The sequence below is a fragment of the uncultured Modestobacter sp. genome, assembly GCF_947486615.1.
GTDB lineage: Bacteria > Actinomycetota > Actinomycetes > Mycobacteriales > Geodermatophilaceae > Modestobacter.
In genome coordinates this window covers 126,107-141,904 of sequence record NZ_CANKUD010000001.1, presented here as the reverse complement: position 1 = coordinate 141,904, position 15,798 = coordinate 126,107, and the positions used below count along the sequence as shown (strand labels likewise).

General features: G+C 71.8%; 17 protein-coding genes. 6 read left to right on the top strand and 11 right to left on the bottom strand.

The annotated features are described in order from the left end of the window. Positions 1-455: 455 nt before the first annotated feature. Complete coding sequence (locus tag Q1A09_RS00675) at positions 456-1,004, bottom strand: TetR family transcriptional regulator (RefSeq protein ID WP_299950767.1); 549 nt, start codon at positions 1,002-1,004, stop codon at positions 456-458. A gap of 202 nt (positions 1,005-1,206) precedes the next feature. On the opposite strand from Q1A09_RS00675, the gene Q1A09_RS00670 reads away from it, so the two are divergent. Both Q1A09_RS00670 and Q1A09_RS00665 read left to right on the top strand, forming a co-directional pair. Then, positions 1,207-2,034 (top strand): mycofactocin-coupled SDR family oxidoreductase, encoded by an 828-nt coding sequence (locus Q1A09_RS00670; protein WP_299950764.1) that lies wholly within the window; start codon positions 1,207-1,209, stop codon positions 2,032-2,034. A 48-nt stretch (positions 2,035-2,082) separates the two neighbouring features. Then, positions 2,083-2,937, top strand: coding sequence for a mycofactocin-coupled SDR family oxidoreductase (locus Q1A09_RS00665; protein ID WP_299950761.1), 855 nt, complete (start codon positions 2,083-2,085; stop codon positions 2,935-2,937). Between the two features lie 46 nt (positions 2,938-2,983). On the opposite strand, the gene Q1A09_RS00660 is transcribed toward Q1A09_RS00665, so the two are convergent. The 7 genes from Q1A09_RS00660 to mftA form a co-directional block, all read right to left on the bottom strand. Then, on the bottom strand, positions 2,984-3,658 hold the full coding sequence (locus tag Q1A09_RS00660; RefSeq protein WP_299950758.1) for a VWA domain-containing protein: 675 nt from the start codon (positions 3,656-3,658) through the stop codon (positions 2,984-2,986). Between the two features lie 324 nt (positions 3,659-3,982). After that, positions 3,983-4,942 carry a MoxR family ATPase gene (locus Q1A09_RS00655; protein ID WP_299950755.1) on the bottom strand — a complete coding sequence of 320 codons (960 nt, stop codon included), beginning with the start codon at positions 4,940-4,942 and terminating at the stop codon, positions 3,983-3,985. 109 nt (positions 4,943-5,051) lie between these two features. Beyond that, positions 5,052-5,885: a mycofactocin-coupled SDR family oxidoreductase gene (locus Q1A09_RS00650; protein ID WP_299950752.1), complete on the bottom strand. Its 834-nt coding sequence runs from the start codon at positions 5,883-5,885 to the stop codon at positions 5,052-5,054. Next, entirely contained in the window at positions 5,882-6,697 is an 816-nt protein-coding gene (locus Q1A09_RS00645) for a mycofactocin-coupled SDR family oxidoreductase (protein WP_299950749.1), read from the bottom strand. Before Q1A09_RS00645 ends, Q1A09_RS00650 begins: the two co-directional genes overlap by 4 nt. A 124-nt stretch (positions 6,698-6,821) precedes the next feature. Further along, positions 6,822-8,054 carry a mycofactocin radical SAM maturase gene (gene mftC / locus Q1A09_RS00640; protein ID WP_299950746.1) on the bottom strand — a complete coding sequence of 411 codons (1,233 nt, stop codon included), beginning with the start codon at positions 8,052-8,054 and terminating at the stop codon, positions 6,822-6,824. Beyond that, positions 8,051-8,398, bottom strand: a complete 348-nt coding sequence (gene mftB / locus Q1A09_RS00635; RefSeq protein WP_299950743.1) for a mycofactocin biosynthesis chaperone MftB — start codon at positions 8,396-8,398, stop codon at positions 8,051-8,053. Before mftB ends, mftC begins: the two co-directional genes overlap by 4 nt. Continuing rightward, complete coding sequence (gene mftA, locus Q1A09_RS00630) at positions 8,383-8,499, bottom strand: mycofactocin precursor MftA (RefSeq protein WP_299950740.1); 117 nt, start codon at positions 8,497-8,499, stop codon at positions 8,383-8,385. Before mftA ends, mftB begins: the two co-directional genes overlap by 16 nt. A gap of 134 nt (positions 8,500-8,633) precedes the next feature. Here mftA and Q1A09_RS00625 point away from each other — a divergent pair, with 134 nt between their 5' ends. Then, entirely contained in the window at positions 8,634-9,311 is a 678-nt protein-coding gene (locus tag Q1A09_RS00625; RefSeq protein WP_299950737.1) for a TetR family transcriptional regulator, read from the top strand. Here Q1A09_RS00625 and Q1A09_RS00620 read toward each other — a convergent pair. Further along, positions 9,265-9,402 (bottom strand): SDR family oxidoreductase, encoded by a 138-nt coding sequence (locus Q1A09_RS00620; RefSeq protein WP_299950734.1) that lies wholly within the window; start codon positions 9,400-9,402, stop codon positions 9,265-9,267. The two genes, Q1A09_RS00625 and Q1A09_RS00620, sit on opposite strands and share 47 nt — an antisense overlap. Before the next feature lie 127 nt (positions 9,403-9,529). On the opposite strand from Q1A09_RS00620, the gene mftD reads away from it, so the two are divergent. After that, positions 9,530-10,741 carry a pre-mycofactocin synthase MftD gene (gene mftD / locus Q1A09_RS00615; protein ID WP_299950731.1) on the top strand — a complete coding sequence of 404 codons (1,212 nt, stop codon included), beginning with the start codon at positions 9,530-9,532 and terminating at the stop codon, positions 10,739-10,741. 953 nt (positions 10,742-11,694) lie between these two features. After that, on the top strand, positions 11,695-11,979 hold the full coding sequence (locus Q1A09_RS00610; protein ID WP_299950728.1) for a hypothetical protein: 285 nt from the start codon (positions 11,695-11,697) through the stop codon (positions 11,977-11,979). 186 nt (positions 11,980-12,165) lie between these two features. Here Q1A09_RS00610 and Q1A09_RS00605 read toward each other — a convergent pair whose 3' ends face one another. Continuing rightward, positions 12,166-13,641, bottom strand: a complete 1,476-nt coding sequence (locus tag Q1A09_RS00605; RefSeq protein ID WP_299950725.1) for a sugar porter family MFS transporter — start codon at positions 13,639-13,641, stop codon at positions 12,166-12,168. 310 nt (positions 13,642-13,951) lie between these two features. Here Q1A09_RS00605 and Q1A09_RS00600 point away from each other — a divergent pair, with 310 nt between their 5' ends. Further along, positions 13,952-15,190, top strand: coding sequence for an aromatic acid exporter family protein (locus Q1A09_RS00600; RefSeq protein ID WP_299950722.1), 1,239 nt, complete (start codon positions 13,952-13,954; stop codon positions 15,188-15,190). Positions 15,191-15,392: 202 nt separating this feature from the next. Here the strand turns inward: Q1A09_RS00600 and Q1A09_RS00595 are convergent, their stop codons facing one another. Beyond that, positions 15,393-15,785 (bottom strand): tautomerase family protein, encoded by a 393-nt coding sequence (locus Q1A09_RS00595; RefSeq protein WP_299950719.1) that lies wholly within the window; start codon positions 15,783-15,785, stop codon positions 15,393-15,395. Positions 15,786-15,798 lie beyond the last annotated feature (13 nt).

Below are 15,798 nucleotides of genomic sequence, written 5' to 3'. Positions count from 1 at the left end.
CATGCTCCTGGCCCACGCGCTCCCCTGGTGCCGAGACCGGGCTTCGCCGTCACCGACGTCCGCGCTGTGGCCACGGCGCACCGACTCGCTCTGGAGACGCCGGCAGCGGCCTCGGGCACCGGTCCATCCCCGTGAGCCCGACGACTCCCGGGGCGCCGCCCCGACCGGCTCGAACCCGGCAGCCGGTGGCCGAACCACTCGGAACAGCAGCAGGGGCCGTCCCCGGTGTCCCGGGAACGGCCCCTCACCTGCGACTTCTTCTGTCGGGCTGACAGGATTTGAACCTGCGACCCCTTGACCCCCAGGTACGGGCGCGGGGTCCGCTGTCGTCCGTCCCGGTGCTGATCGTGCAGGTCAGACGCCCGCTGTGTCCGCAGGCGTCCGTCCCGGTACGTCGTGGTCCGCGTCGCGTTGCTGTACCGGTTGCTGTACTCGGGGGCCGAGTGATCCCACGCTCACGGCGGCTCGGGCGGCAGCAACAACTCCAACATGCCGACCAGCGCGTCGGCCAGTTCGCCGTCGGGGTGGGCGATCCACTGCTCGTGCGCCGCCAGGGTCGCCGCGAGCACCGCATGCCCCACGGCGCGGGCGAAGAACTCGTCGTCCCGCACCGAGCGGCGAGCGAAGTCGGTCGCGATGCCCCGCCACTGGGCGAAGACGACCGCGGCGTGCGCCAGGAGGACCGGCTCGGCAAGGACGAGCCGGGCCCGTTGGAGCGCCCACTCCCGGTCACCCGGTGCGAAGGCCAGCGCCGCGATAACCGCCCGCGTCACCACCGGCCGGTAGGACTCCTCCGGCTCGCCGGCCTCGAGCCCCGTGCGCAACCGGTCCAGCTCTGCCGGCGAGTCGGCGAACAGCGCGTCGGCCTTGGCCGGGAAGTAGCGGAAGAAGGTCCGCCGGCCGATCCCGGCGGCCAGGGCGATGTCGTCGACGCTCGTGGCCTCGAACCCCGTCTCGACGAACAGTCGCTGCGCCACCTTGGCCAACTCATGCGGCGTGGTCACCGCCGGTCGCCCGCCGCGGTCCCCCGGCCCACTCCGCATGTCGCGTCCCGGCACACGACGATCCTGCCGCATGGCGCGGCCGACGTCTCGCTCCTTTTCCTGCGGCACCGGCCGGCGGCGCGACTCCTTCCTCTGCGGCACTCGGTGCCATAACGTGTTGCGCAGCTCACATCCTGGGCGGACGACGACAACGGAGGTCGAGATGGGTCGAGTCGAGGGCAAGGTCGCCTTCATCACCGGAGCAGCGCGCGGGCAGGGCCGCAGCCACGCGGTACGACTGGCCGAGGAGGGGGCGGACATCATCGCCGTGGACGTGACGCGGCAGGTGGAGACCGTGCCGTACCCGACGGCCACCGCTGAGGACATGGCCGAGACGGTCCGCATGATCGAGGCGCTCGACCGCCGCATCATCGCCACCGAGGCCGACGTCCGGGACCTCGGAGCGCTCAAGGCGGCTGTCTACGACGGGGTCGCGCAACTGGGACGGCTCGACATCGTGCTGGCCAACGCCGGCATCTCCACCCCCGCCTCCTCGCTGGAGATGGACGAGGAGACCTGGCAGACGATGATCGACATCAACCTGACCGGCCAGTGGAAGACCATCAAGGCCGCCGTGCCGCACATCATCGCCGGCGGCCGCGGCGGCTCAGTGGTCATCACCAGCTCGCTGGCCGCGATCTACGCGAACGCCGGCACCGCCCACTACGGAGCGGCCAAGGCCGGACTCGTGATGATGATGAAGGTGATGGCCAAGGAGCTGGCGCCGCAGAGCATTCGGCTGAACACCATCCACCCCACCACGGTGGCCACCGACATGATCCTCAACGACGCGACCTACCAGCTGTTCCGGCCCGACCTGGAGAACCCGACGCAGGCGGACTTCGAGGAAGCCGCCCGGACGCTGAACAAGCTGCCCATCCCCATGGTGGAGCCGGTGGACATCTCCAACGCCGTCCTCTACCTGGTCTCCGACGACGGCCGCTACGTCACCGGCACCACGTTCGTGGTGGACGCCGGGGGCCAGCTGTGACCGAGCACCCGCTCATCTCGCCCGCATCGCTGACCTGAGGAGACGGACATGGGACTGCTCGACGGCAAGGTCGTCCTCATCACCGGCGGTGCCCGCGGCCAGGGCCGCGCCCACGCCGTGGTCTCCGCCCGGGAGGGCGCGGACGTCGTCCTCGTCGACATCGCCGACCAGATCGACACCGTGAAGTACACGATGGCCCGCCAGGAAGACCTCGACGAGACGGTGCGCCAGGTCGAGGCGCTGGACCGCCGGGCGATCGCCGCGGTCGCCGACGTCCGCTCCCAGGAGCAGCTGGACGCAGCGGTGCAGCGCGGCCTCGCCGAGTTCGGCCAGATCGATGTGCTGATCGCCAACGCGGGCATCTGGACGACGGCACCGTTCTGGGAGCTGACCGAGGCGCAGTGGACCGACATGACGGACGTCAACCTGAGCGGGGTGTGGCGGTCGGCAAAGGCGGTCGCACCGCACATGATCGAGCGCCAGACCGGCTCGATCGTCATCACCTCGTCGGTGAACGGCCTCGAGGCGGGGATGAACTTCGCCCACTACGTCGCCGCCAAGCACGGGGTCATCGGGCTGATGAAGAACATCGCCCTGGAGCTCGCACCGCACGGCATCCGGTGCAACTCCATCAACCCCGGTGCGATCCTGACCCCGATGACCGACCACCAGGACGCGTGGGACATGTTCGCCGGGCATCCGGGCGGCACCGAGGCCGACATGATCGAAGGTGGCTATCACTACGGCGCCCTCAAGGGCACCACGTGGCTGCCGCCGGAAGCCATCGCCAACACCGCGCTGTACCTGAACTCTGCGCTGGCCGCCAACGTCACCGGGGTGACCATCCCGGTCGACGCCGGCCACCTGCTGATGCCCGGGGTGAACGCGACCCCGGTCCGCTGATTGGTCGGCCCACCCCGTACCCACCGGCGCGGGGTGGGCCTTCGGCTCAGTCGGTGAAGACCGCGGTCAGCGCGACCGCGACGTCCCGGTGGTCGCGCACCAGCCGCAGCCGGCCCCGTCCCACCCGGGCCAGGTCCCGGCCGAGTTCGACGTCACGCTCACCCGAGGTGTCCAGCAGGACGTCCAGCCGGGGCAGCCGCGCGGCGGTCAACCGTGGGTCGGGGCCGGCGTTGTGCACGCAGTCGCTCAGCAACAGCACCCGGGCATCCCGCGGCGGCACCCCGGCCAGTTGCCGCGCCGCCGTTTCCAGCGCGAAGGTCACGTTGGTCAACCCCTGGGTCGGCACGCGCAGCAGCAGGTCGAGCACGGTCAGCGGCGCGACCTGCTCCCCCAGTCGCACCAGCACCGCGGCATCGGACCAGAAGGCGACGACCGACAGCTGGTCGCGGGCCAGCTCCCCGGTCAGCGCACCCACGGTGGCCGCCGCCGTCCGCAGTCGCTCGCCCTTCATCGACCCCGAGACGTCGACCACCAGCACCACGGAGCGGCGCTGGCGTACCCGCTCCCGGACGGCGACGTCCGTCTCCTCGGGGAACGGGTTGCCCGCGATGGACTCGAGGGTGCGCTCCAGGTCCAGCTCGTCGGAACCCCCGCTCCACGGCAGGGTCACCAGGTCGCCGACCCCGCGCCGGCTGCGGCGGTCCTGCGGTGGGCGGGGCACGGCCAACCGGCGGGCGATCTCGCGGGCCCGCTGGCGCGTCAGCTGGTCGGCGGCGCTCTCGGTGGTCAGGTCGGCCAGCGCGATGAGGTCGGCCGGCTCATCCGACGTCCCCGAGGCCGTGCCGCCGGGGCGTGCAGCACCGCTGCGGTCTCTGCGCCGGTCACCCGAGGACAGCGCCAGGCCGCCCCCACCCCGCGAGGGCTGGTAGAGCGACGGTCGCTCGGTCAGGTTTTTGGGCTTGCGCCGCAGCGGCCGCGTCCCCCGGCTGCGACTGGAGCCGGGGCGGTCCCGCCGAGTGACCGGCGAGTCGGCCTCGACGGCTCTTCAACCTGGTTCGGCCGCGGCGGGCTGCAGCAGGAAGTGGTCCTCCCAGATCTCCCGCAGCACCGCCTCCGGAGTGGTCTGCACCGTCTCGTCCAGGAAGATCCGCCCGGACAGCGCCAGCAGCACCGCGTCCAGCACCACATCGGTGTACTCCTGCGGGAGCCCGCGCGGCGGCGCCACCGACGGCTCGTCGGGGATCGGCACCCCACGCATCGCGGCGAGCTGGGCCGCGACCAGGGTCACGTCGATCGCGCCGCGGACACTGCTGCCCTGCCGGACGTCGTCCCGCTCTCGGGTGGCCCGGGTGAGCGCGACGGCGTCGGCGATGAGCCGGGGCGACTCGACGACGGTGCGCCGGCCGACGATCCCGCGCTCGGACTCGGCGTCCTGGTAGCCGATGGCCAGCCGGCAGAGCCGGTCGTACACCGAACTGGACAGCCGGGTGGTGCCGACGTTGTCGTAGGGGTTCATCGACGCGATCACCCGGAACGTCGGCAGCGCTTCGACGGTGCCCACCCGTGGGAGCGCGATCCGCCGCTCGGCCATCGCGGTGAGCAGCGTGTTGAGGGTGTCCTCCGGCGCCCGGTTGAACTCCTCGACGTAGAGGAACGCCCCGGTGCGCATCGCCTCGACCAGCGGGCCGGGCACGAAGTTGTCCGGCGAGTAGTCCTCGCGCAGCACCCGCGCGGGGTCGTGGTGCCCGACCAGCCGGGTGGGCGTGAGGTCGGCGTTGCCCTCCACGAACACCAGCGGGATGCCCCACTCGGCGGTGATCGCACGGAGCAGGGTCGACTTGGACGTCCCGGGCGGGCCCTCGATGAGCACGTCGCGTCCGGCAGCGACGGCTGCCAGCAGCAGGTCCAGCTCGCGGGTGCGGCCGACCAGGTGCCGGGCCACCCGACCGCGGACCTCCCGGACCGACGCGGCGTCGTCGCCGGTCACCCGGCTGCCGGTCACCATGATGTCCTCGTTGAAAACGTGCTCGTTCAGCTCTGCCCCCTCGGGAGACGGCGCCCCCGGCGCCGGGCGTGCCGTGGGGCGGGGTCGGCCCGACCTCGCCCCACGGTGCTCACTTGACGGTGTACCCGGCGTCGACCGGGAGGGTCACGCCGGTGATGTAGCGAGCCTCGTCGGAGACCAGGAACAGGATCGCGTTGCTGATGTCGACCGGCTCCACCCACGGGACGGGCAGTGCGTTGGTCGACTGGAAGACGGGCGCCGCAGCCTCACGGCTGGGGCTCGGGTCCTCCGGGTTGAACAGCCCCCACGTCTTCGGGTTCTGGATCATCACCGTGTCCACTCCCGTGGGGTGCACGGTGTTGACCCGGATCGAGTGCTGCGCGAACTCGTTGGCCAGCGTCCGCATGATCCCCACGACGCCGTGCTTGGCCGCCGTGTAGTGGATCGTGTTCGGCGTCCCCTTCAGCCCCGCCGTGGAGCTGGTCAGCACCATCGCCCCGCCACCGCTGTCGATCAGGTGCGGCAGCGCGGCCTTGCAGGTGTTCCACACGCCGGTCAGGTTGATGTCGATCATCTCCCGCCACGCGTCGTCGGTGAGCTCCAGCGCGGGCTGGATCTCGAAGACCCCGGCGTTGGCCAGCACGATGTCCAGCCGGCCGAGCTGGGCGACGCCCTCGTCCACCGCGGCCTTCAGCACCCCGGAGTCACGGACGTCGGCCTTCGTCGCGACGATCCGCCGGTCCAGCGCCTCGACCTGCCGCACCGTTTCGGCGAGGTCGTCCTCGGTGGCCGGCGGGTACATCTGGATGGACTCCACCGGGCCGGCGAGGTCGACCGCGATGATGTCGGCGCCCTCCTGGGCCAGCCGCACCGCGTGGCTGCGGCCCTGGCTGCGGGCCGCACCGGTGATGAACGCGACCTTCCCCTCGACCCGGCCGCTCACTTGGCCAGGATCCCGGCATCGACGGGCAGGGTGACGCCGGTGACGTAGCGGCCGTCGTCGGACACCAGGAAGAGGATCGCGTTGGAGATGTCGACCGCCTCGATCATGTCCACCGGCAGCAGGTTGGACAGGGCGTTGGCGATGGACGGGTCCTCGGCGAGGAACTTCTCCATCACCGGGTTGACGACCATCGGGGTGTTGACCCCGGTCGGGTGCACGGTGTTCACCCGGATCCGGTGCTGGCCCAGCGTGTTGGCGAAGGTGCGCATCAGCCCGACCACGCCGTGCTTGGCCGCGGTGTAGCCCTGCCCACCCGGGCTGTCCCCGCCGATCCCCTTGAGCCCGGCGGTGGAGCTGGTGATCACGATCGCCCCGCCGTCCCCCTGCTCGATCATCGTCGGGACGGCCGCCTGCACGGTGTTCCAGACCCCGGTGAGGTTGACGTCGATGACGTCCTGCCAGGCCTGGGGAGTCTCGCTGCCCTCGCCCATCGGCGCGATGCCCGCGTTCGCCAGCACGATGTCCAGCCGCCCCAGCTGCGCGACCCCGTCACGGACCGCTGCGTCCAGCGCGGCCCGGTCGCGGACGTCGGCCCGGCTGGCGACAATCCGCCGGTCGAGCGCCTCCACCTCCTTGACCGTCTGCTGCAGGTCCTCCGGCGTCGCCATGTCGTAGGCCACCGAGTCGATCTGCTCGCACAGGTCGACGGCGATCACGTCAGCGCCCTCCTGCGCCAGCCGGATGGCGTGGCTGCGGCCCTGGCCGCGCGCCGCACCGGTGATGAAGGCGACCTTTCCCTCGAGCTTTCCCATCGTCCTTCTCCTCAGACGTCGTCGTCTCGGATCCGGTCTCTCGCCGCATCGGGCGGGGGATCGATCCCCGACCCCGGACGGGGTCGAGTTCGTGGGGCCCGGCGCGGTTGCCGGGCGGTGCCGATCAACCCAGCTGCAGCCCGGCGAGCGGCGACTCGTCGCAGATCTTCGCCGGCGGGACGGCGGGCATGCCCAGCAGCGTGGGCTGACCCCGCACCGGGCCGGTGTGCGAGTGGTCCAGATGGCTGCGGGGCGTGACCAGCTCGGTGTCGCGGGCGGCCAGCGCGGTCTCCCCGTAGCCCTGCACGCACTCGGGGTCGGGGCCGTCCAGCGGCAGGCCGGTGAAGAACTTCGCCGCCATGCACCCGCCGCGGCAGGAGTCGAAGTGCTGGCACTTGGTGCAAGCGCCGCCGGTCTGCGGGCTGCGCAGGTCGGCGAAGAGCTCCGACTGCTGCCAGACCTGCTGGAACCCGCCGGGTGAGCGGACGTTGCCGGCCAGGAAGTCCTCGTGGATGGCGAACGGGCAGGCGTAGACGTCACCGACCGGGTCGATCAGGCAGACGACCCGGCCCGCGCCGCACAGGTTCAACCCCGGCAGGGCCTCCCCGAACGCGGACAGGTGGAAGAACGAGTCGCCGGTGAGCACGTTGTCGCCGTTGGCCAGGAGCCAGGAGTACAGGTCCTTCTGCTGGGCCATCGTGGGGTGCAGCTGCTCCCAGACGTCGGCCCCGCGGCCCGAGGGCCGCAACCGGGTGATCCGCAGCTGGGCGCCGTAGGAGTCGGTGAGCGCCTTGAACTCGTCCAGCTGCCCGGCGTTCTCCCGGGTGACGACGACGGAGACCTTGAAGTCCTTCATCCCCGCCTCGGCCAGGTTCTCCAGCGCCTTCCTGGCGGTGGCGAACGAGCCGGCGCCACGGACCCGGTCGTTGACCTCGGCGGTGGCCCCGTCCAGGGAGATCTGCACGTCGACGTAGTCGGTGCGGGCCAACTGCGCGGCGCGCGCCTTGTCCAGCTTCACGCCGTTGGTGGAGAACTTGACCCCGACGTCGTGCCCGATCGCGTAGTCCAGCAGGTGCCAGAAGTCCGGCCGCACCGTGGGCTCCCCGCCCCCGACGTTGACGTAGAAGACCTGCATCCGCTGCAACTCGTCGATCACCGCCTCCGCCTCGGCGGTGGACAGCTCCCGGGGATCCCGCCGCCCGGAGGAGGACAGGCAGTGAACGCACGCCAGGTTGCAGGCGTAGGTGAGCTCCCAGGTCAGGCAGATCGGGGCGTCCAGGCCGTACTCGAACTGGTCGATCAGCCGCCCACCGGTCGGGCGTTCCACGGCGGGGCGGGAGGGGAGGACGGCGGTCATGCTGGACGCCTCTCGATCATCTGGGAACGGGCCAGGTCGGCCAGCGCCCTGACGTAGGTCGGGCGCTGGGCCTCGGGCACCTCGCAGGCCAGAAGGGCGGCCGTGGCGGTGGGGTGGTCGGCGAGGGTCTCCACGACCCGGACCAGCGTCTTCGACTTCAGGAAGGACAGCTTCCGGGTGCCGAAGTGGTAGACCAGCGCCCCGAACGGCTCGGGGCGCAGTGCCACCGAGCGAGCACGCTGCCAGGCGAGCTCGGGGTCGAACTGCCGGGTGTCGGGTTCCCCTGCCGGCGCGGTTCCGGCCGGGGAACCTGAATGGACGGCGGTGATCAGTACACCCCGCACATGCCGTCGATGGAGACCTCCTCGACGAGGGACTCCTCGACGAGCGGATCCTCCTGGGTGGACGACTGGCTGCGGACGTCGTCCTGCACGGTCTCGGCCATGGTGCCTCCCGGGGCGTAGGTCGTGAGATGAGTCACGACAACGGATGTCCGGGGACGCTAGTGGCACCCAGTGCCAGAGGCAAGGTCCGAGATCGAACCGCACCGCCGGTAGCCGTCCCTAGCAGGATGGGCCGGTGGCCGGGACAGCAGTCGGGGGGCCTCTCGGCGACGCGGTGCACGCCCGGGTCGAGCAGGCCGCACTGGACCTGTTCAGCGAGCGCGGCTTCGATGTGGTGACCTCCGACGAGGTCACCGACGCCGCCGGCATCAGCCGCCGCACCTTCTTCCGTTGCTTCGCCGCCAAGGCCGACGCGGTGTGGGGTGACTTCGCCGGCCACGTCCGACACCTGGCCCAACTGCTCGAGGCCGCCGACCCGGCGCAGCCGGTGCTCCGCGCGATCTGTGCGGCCTACGTGGAGGCGAACGCCTACCCGGCGGACCGGCAGGAGCTGCTGCGGCAGCGGATGCAGCTGATTCTCACCGAGCCGGCGCTGCAGGCGCACTCGCAGGTTCGCTACGCCGACGTCGACCGGGTGGTCGCCGAGCACGTCGCCCGGCGAACCCGCGGAGCACCGTCGGACCTGCTGCCGCGTCTGGTCGCGACCACCACGCGCGCGGCCGCGATGACCGCCTTCGAGGTCTGGCCGACCCGGCGGGACTTGGGATTGGCCAACGCCCTGCACGGCGCCTTCGACGAGCTGGCGGCCGGGCTTCTCCTCGGTGGGTGGGCGGGCAGCCGACTGACCGCCCACCCGTCCGTCGCGGTCAGAAGTACTGCGCGCCGCCATCCACCGAGAGGTGCTCGGCGGTGATGAAGCGGGCCTCGTCGGAGACCAGGAAGGCCACCGCGTCGGCTATCTGGTCGGCCTCGGCGTAGGGCGGGTCGATGAAGGTGTGCCCCATCCGCCACGCGTGGAGATGTGACCATCCCCACTCGCGCCGTATGGTGGCACTCAGTGCCACTATGCGTCCAGAACAGGTGGACGGTCCCGGCGCCGGTCCGGGCGGAGAGCGCAGGAGGAGAGCACAGATGGCGAACGCATGGTTCGAGACCGTGGCCGAAGCCCAGCGGCGGGCCAGGAAGCGGCTGCCCAGGGGCGTGTACGGGGCGCTCGTCGCCGGTTCCGAGCGCGGTGCCACGGTCGATGACAACACCGCGGCGTTCGCCGAGCTGGGGTTCGCCCCGCACACCGCGGGCCTGGCCAACGACAAGCGGATGTCCACGACCGTCATGGGGCAAGAGATCTCCCTGCCGGTGCTGATCAGCCCGACCGGTGTCCAGGCGGTCAACCCCGACGGCGAGGTCGCCGTCGCCCGCGCCGCCGCCGCACGCGGTACGGCGATGGGACTGTCGTCGATGGCCAGCAAGCCGATGGAGGAGGTCATCGGGGCCAACCCCCAGACTTTCTTCCAGCTGTACTGGGTCGGGGACCGCGACACCATGGCCGCCAAGGTCGAGCGGGCCCGCCGGGCCGGCGCCGCTGGCGTGATCGCCACCCTGGACTGGTCGTTCTCCTACGGCCGCGACTGGGGCAGCCCGTTCATCCCCGAGCGGATCAACCTCGAGGCCGTGCGTCGGTACGCCCCGCAGGTCGCCCTCAAGCCGCGCTGGCTGTGGGACTTCGCCAGAACCGGACAGCTGCCCGACCTGACCGTGCCCAACATGGTCGCCACCCCCGGCGACCCGGCGCCCACCTTCTTCGAGGCCTACGGCATGTGGATGGCCTCGCCCATGCCCACGTGGGAGGACGTCGCCTGGCTTCGCGAGCTGTGGGGCGATGACCGGCCGTTCATGCTCAAGGGCGTCATGCGCGTCGACGACGCCAAGCGCGCCGTCGACGCCGGGGTCACCGCCATCTCCGTCTCCAACCACGGCGGCAACAACCTCGACGGCACCCCCGCCTCCATCCGCGCTCTACCCGCGGTCGCTGAGGCGGTCGGTGACCAGGTCGAGGTGCTGCTGGACGGCGGCATCCGCCGCGGCTCCGACGTCGCCAAGGCCCTCGCCCTGGGCGCGAAGGCCGTGATGATCGGCCGCGCCTACCTCTGGGGACTCGCGGCCAACGGGCAGGCCGGGGTTGAGAACGTCCTGGACCTCCTCCGCGACGGCCTCGGCTCCGCCCTGATCGGTCTGGGCCACGAGTCGATCGACCAGCTGACCCGCTCGGACCTGGTGATCCCGCCGGGCTTCGAGCGCCGGCTCGGCGTCGACGGGCCGGACGCGCCCGTCGCCACCAGCTGACCGACGGGCCCACCTGGCGCAGGGGACGGGCGTGCCCGTTCCAGTCATCCAGGCAAGCGGCACGATGACTGGACCGGGGCGTCGACCGGAGCGAGAGCACCACTGGTCTGCTCGAGGCAGCGGACGACCCAGCAGACGATCACAACCGACGGACGGCCACGTCCTGGCGGTGCCCCGTCGTCCGCCGCATCGGGGCACGGCCCCGGGCAGGGGGACGCTGGCCACCCGGTGGCACAGGGGAAGCTGCTCCCTCGCAGAGTCCGGCACATTTTGGACGAGCGCGAGGTCGGGTTGACCGCTGCAGCAGGTCGAATCCGGTCTTCGTCGCGCTGCGCGGGTGCTGGCCCGGGTCACGCCCCCGCACGCCGGAGGGCTACCGCCGACAGACCCGGGTCATGAACGCCCTCGCCCGGAGGCCCCGTCGGCCCGGACGGTCGTCCAGCCGGGTCGGGGGCGACATCGAGACCACCCAGCGCTGGGACCACCCGCCGCGACGGCTCCCCGTTGCGCCTGCTGCTCGTCCGTCCCGCCGTACCTCGCAACGACGTGCCCGGGGTGCTGTGGATCCACGGCGGCGGCTGGTCATCGGCACCCCCGAGCAGAGCCGCGGCACCGCCCAACACCTGGTGGCCGCCACCACGAGAGCGGTTCGAGAACGCTACCTGCTCTGGGTCCACCCAGCGGAACCAGCGCTACGCACACGCGGTCCCTCCCCGCCGCAGGCAGCGCGACCCGCTGAACAGCTTCCGCGTCGTTGCAGAGGAGAGCGAGCTCGGGGGTGAGCATCCCGCGCGACCGCCCTCCGCCCACCTGCGCGCGTCTCGGGTCGCACTCACCGCTGCGCCACCGGACGGAGCAGGAACTCGTCCACGTCCGCGGACCGGGTGGTGGCGGGGCAGACCCGCGTGCGCGTTGGCCCGACTGGCACCCCTTGACGCTCTACGATCGGCGCGATGACGCGGCGGTCGCACACCCAGGTCCAGCTCGGGCAGCAGTTGTACGCGGTCCTCGAGCAGTGCCGGAAGCCGGAGGTCCTCTGGGCCAAGCTGTCGACCGGCCACTACGACTGGCTCGGGGTGCGCCGGAACGGCAAGTACGTGCTGGGCCGGCCGCGGCTGTCGGCCGTCGTCCCCGAAGACCCGGGACCGCCCCCGGACGACGCCACCGCGCCGCACCGGATCGAGTGCCTCGGCCCGCTGCAGCGGGTTCCCCGCTGGGAGTCCCACCCCACGCCGTAGGCGGCCGGCGAGAGCTTTCGCAGCCTGCTGAAGGGCGATCCCGTCACACCGCTGCAGTCGTCCGGTGTGTGGCGGGCCCGCCTGGTCGTCGACGGCAGCACCGTCGAGGAGCGATTCGTCGTCCGGCCCCTGCCCCGGCTCGTCTGAGCCGGGGCAGGGGCACGGGGCAGTCGGGACGTGGGCCGGTCAGCCCCCGTGGACCCCGGCCGGGGCCTCCTTGACGAAGTTGTCCGAGTCGTGCGTCCGGAAGTTGTCCTCGAGCTCCTCGAGCGAGCGCCCCCGGGTCTCCGGAGCGAACTTCACCACGAAGACCAGCGAGCCGACGTTCACCACCGCGAACAACCCGAAGGTCAAGGTGGAGCCGAGCGCCTCGACCAGGGGCGGGAAGGCGAAGGAGATGGCGGCGTTGACCGTCCAGAGGACGAACACCGCGATCCCCATCGCGAAGCCGCGGATGGTCATCGGGAAGATCTCCGAGAGCAGCAGCCACACCAGCGTGCCGATGAACGTCTGCACGAAGAAGACGACGAACAGCATCGCGGCGAGGATCAGGTAGCTCCGGAAGCTCGTCTCCGGCAGCAGGAACGACAACGCCAGCACCGCGTGCCCGGCCGCGACCCCGGAGAACCCGGTGAACAGCAGCGGCCGGCGGTTGATCCGCCCGATGAGCCAGATGCCGAAGATCGTGCCGACGATGGCCACGATGCCGACGGTGATGGTCAGGATCAGCGAGGCGCTGGCTCCCAGCCCCGTCGACCTGAGGATGGTCGGGGCGTAGTAGTTCACCGTGTTGATGCCGGTGGCCTGCTGCACCGTCGCCAGACCGCACCCGATGTAGAGGATCCGGCGCATCCACGGGAAGGCCCGAAGGTCGCGCATCGCCGCGCCCTTGTCCTCGGCGACGTCCCGCTTGGCGTGCTGGGTGATGACGTTGAACTCCTCGGACGCCTCCGCCGGGTGACGGCTCAGGTTCAGGACGCCCTTGGTCTCGTCGAACCGCCCGCGCACGGCATACCAGCGCGGCGACTCCGGCAGGAAGAACATCCCGATGAAGAGGGCGATCGCCGGGATCGTTGCGACGCCGAGCATCCAGCGCCAGACCTGCGGGTCCTGGATCAGTGCGTCCAGGAGCGCGTTCATGGAGAAGGCCAGGAACTGCCCGGTCACGATCATCAGCTCGTTGATGGTGACCATGCGCCCCCGCCGGTCGGCGGGCGCCATCTCGGCGAGGTACAGCGGGCAGGTGACCGCCGCAGCCCCGACACCGAAGCCGAGCAGGATCCGGCCGGCGGTCATGATGGCGACGGTGGGCGCGATCGCGCAGATCAGTGCCCCGAAGAAGAACAGCCCCGCGCAGACCAGGAGGCTGCCCTTCCGGCCGAGCTTGTCGGCGAGCCTGCCGCCGAGGAGTGCACCGAAGGCTGCACCGGGGAAAAGCAGGGAACTCACGACCACGGCCTCGGAGACCGTCGTCAGCTCCAGGTCGTCCTGCATGTACAGCAGGGCACCGGAGATGACCCCGGTGTCGTAGCCGAACAGCAGGCCACCGAGGGTCGAGATGACCGTCAGCTTGATGAGGAACCGGTTGTGCGCCGGGGAACGCTTCTCCCCGGCGGCCGTACCGCCGGGGGGAGCGCCGGAACTGGAGTGGATCGCCGACATGACGCCTCGTTTCAGGAGGAGGCCGATCGTGGCCCGGGATGTGGAGGGGGAACGGAGGTGGGGCCGGCCGTCTCAGGACGGGACCCCGGGTGTGCTGAGCGTTCGTTCCTGACCGCTGGCGAGCAGAGCTACGCCGCAGCGCGCACGGGTGTCGGCACCGCTCTCAGGGAGCACGGCGACGGAAGACGACGCGGGTGCGGAGGACCGGCTCCACCACACGTCGTGGGGCACGGCACTCCGTCGGGGACGTCACTCCCAGCCGTCGGCGCGTGCTCCGCCCGAGCACGCCTCCGCCGGGGAGGATGACCCGGTGAGCCGGGGGCGACGAGCTGGGACACCGCGCCGGCCGGCACCGGTCGCCCGGTTCGTCGACCTGCTGCAGCGCCGTGGCCGGTCCGCGCTCTCCCGCGCCCTCCGGCTGACGGGCGCCACGGTGGCCGCCTACCTGATCGCGCAGTTGGTCGGGCTGCACACCCCGCCGCCGATCATCGCCGCGCTCACCGCACTGCTGGTCGTGCAGGCGACGCTCACCAGCACCCTGGTCAACGGCGTCCAACGGGTGCTCAGTGTCGTGTCCGGTGTGGCCCTGGCCGTGCTGTTCGTCGCCGTGGTGGGGCTCACCTGGTGGAGCCTGGCGGCGCTGGTGGCGGCGTCCATCGTCGTCGGCCAGCTGCTCCGGCTGGGACCGCACCTGGTCGAGGTGCCGATCAGCGCGATGCTGGTCCTCGGGGTGGGCGCCTCCGGAGCGGAGGTCGTCGGTGCCGGCCGGGTCGTCGAGACGCTCATCGGCGCCGCCGTCGGCATGCTCGTCAACGTGGTCTTCCCGCCCGCGGTGCAGACCCGCTACGCGGCCCGGGCGGTCGAGGAGTTCGCTGGCGAGATCGCCCGGCTGCTCGACGACGCAGCGGGCACGCTGCGCGCCGGGCCGGTGACGGCCGAGCAGTCCGGACGCTGGTTGCAGGACGCCCGGCGGCTCAACCGGCACGTGCCCCGGGTGGACCGCGCCCTCTCCCACGCCGAGGAGAGCCGCCGGCTCAACCTGCGCGCCCTGCGGGCTCCGCAGGTGACCGCCGGGATACGCACCGGGCTGGACGCGCTGGAGTACACGTCGGTGTCGCTGCGGACGCTCTTCCGGGCCGTCGACGACGCGACGGTGGAGCGGACCGGCATCGACGACGACGCGGTCTACGCCGACACGATCCGGGGCACCACCGCCAGCCTGCTCGAGCGCATGGCCACCGTCGTCCGCGAGTTCGGGCGCCTGCTCACCGGCCCCGCGAGCGAGCGCGCCGGGCACGCGGACCGGCTGGCCGGCGCCCTGGACGCGCTGCGGAGCGGACGCGCCCTCGTCGTGGACCTGTTGATCAGCGACCCGCGCAGTCGGAGCGGGCTCTGGGAGTTGAACTCCGCGCTGCTCACGACCGTCGACCGGATGCTCGACGAGCTGGGTCCCGGTCCCACCGAGGCCGCTGTGGCCGGCTCCGTGCACGCCCGCCGGGCCGCTCTGCAGGCGGCGCAACGGCTGCGGCTCGGCCGACGCGCTCCCTGAGGAGGGCGGTCCGGCGGTCATGACGGCCACCTCGGCGGCGGCACGGGCGCCGGCCGTCGGAGTCGCGGGGTGAGCCGGTCACCCGGGGGGTCGGAGAGAGCCGGACGGGGCCGGCTCCGGGTCGGTGCTGACATGTCGGTCCTCCGGACAGACAGACGCATGGGCAGGGGCGCGCGGCCAGCAGCCGCGTGGGAGCTGGCGGTCAGAGGTCGCCGTCGAGGAACTGGGCGCGCCCGAGGCCGAAGGACCAGTCCTCGCGGGTGTTGCCCATGACCGACACGATCAGGTCGCCGGCGGGGAGGCCGGACGCCTCACCCAGCCGCCGGGACAGCTCGGCGTACAGCGCGCGCTTCTGCTCCTCCGACCGGCCCTGCTGGAACACCTGCAGGACGACGAGGTCGTCGGTGCGCTCGATGCCGAGCCCGGTGTCCTCGCAGATCAGCTGGCCGGGGGGGTGCTCGGTGACCACCTGGTAGCGGTCCCGGGGCGGTGCGGCGAAGACATCGAGCATCACCTCCTGGACCGTGTCGGCCAGCAGTCGCAGCTGCTCGGGGGTTCGCCGTCCCGCGACGACGTCGATGCGGACCAGGGGCATGACTCGGACTCCC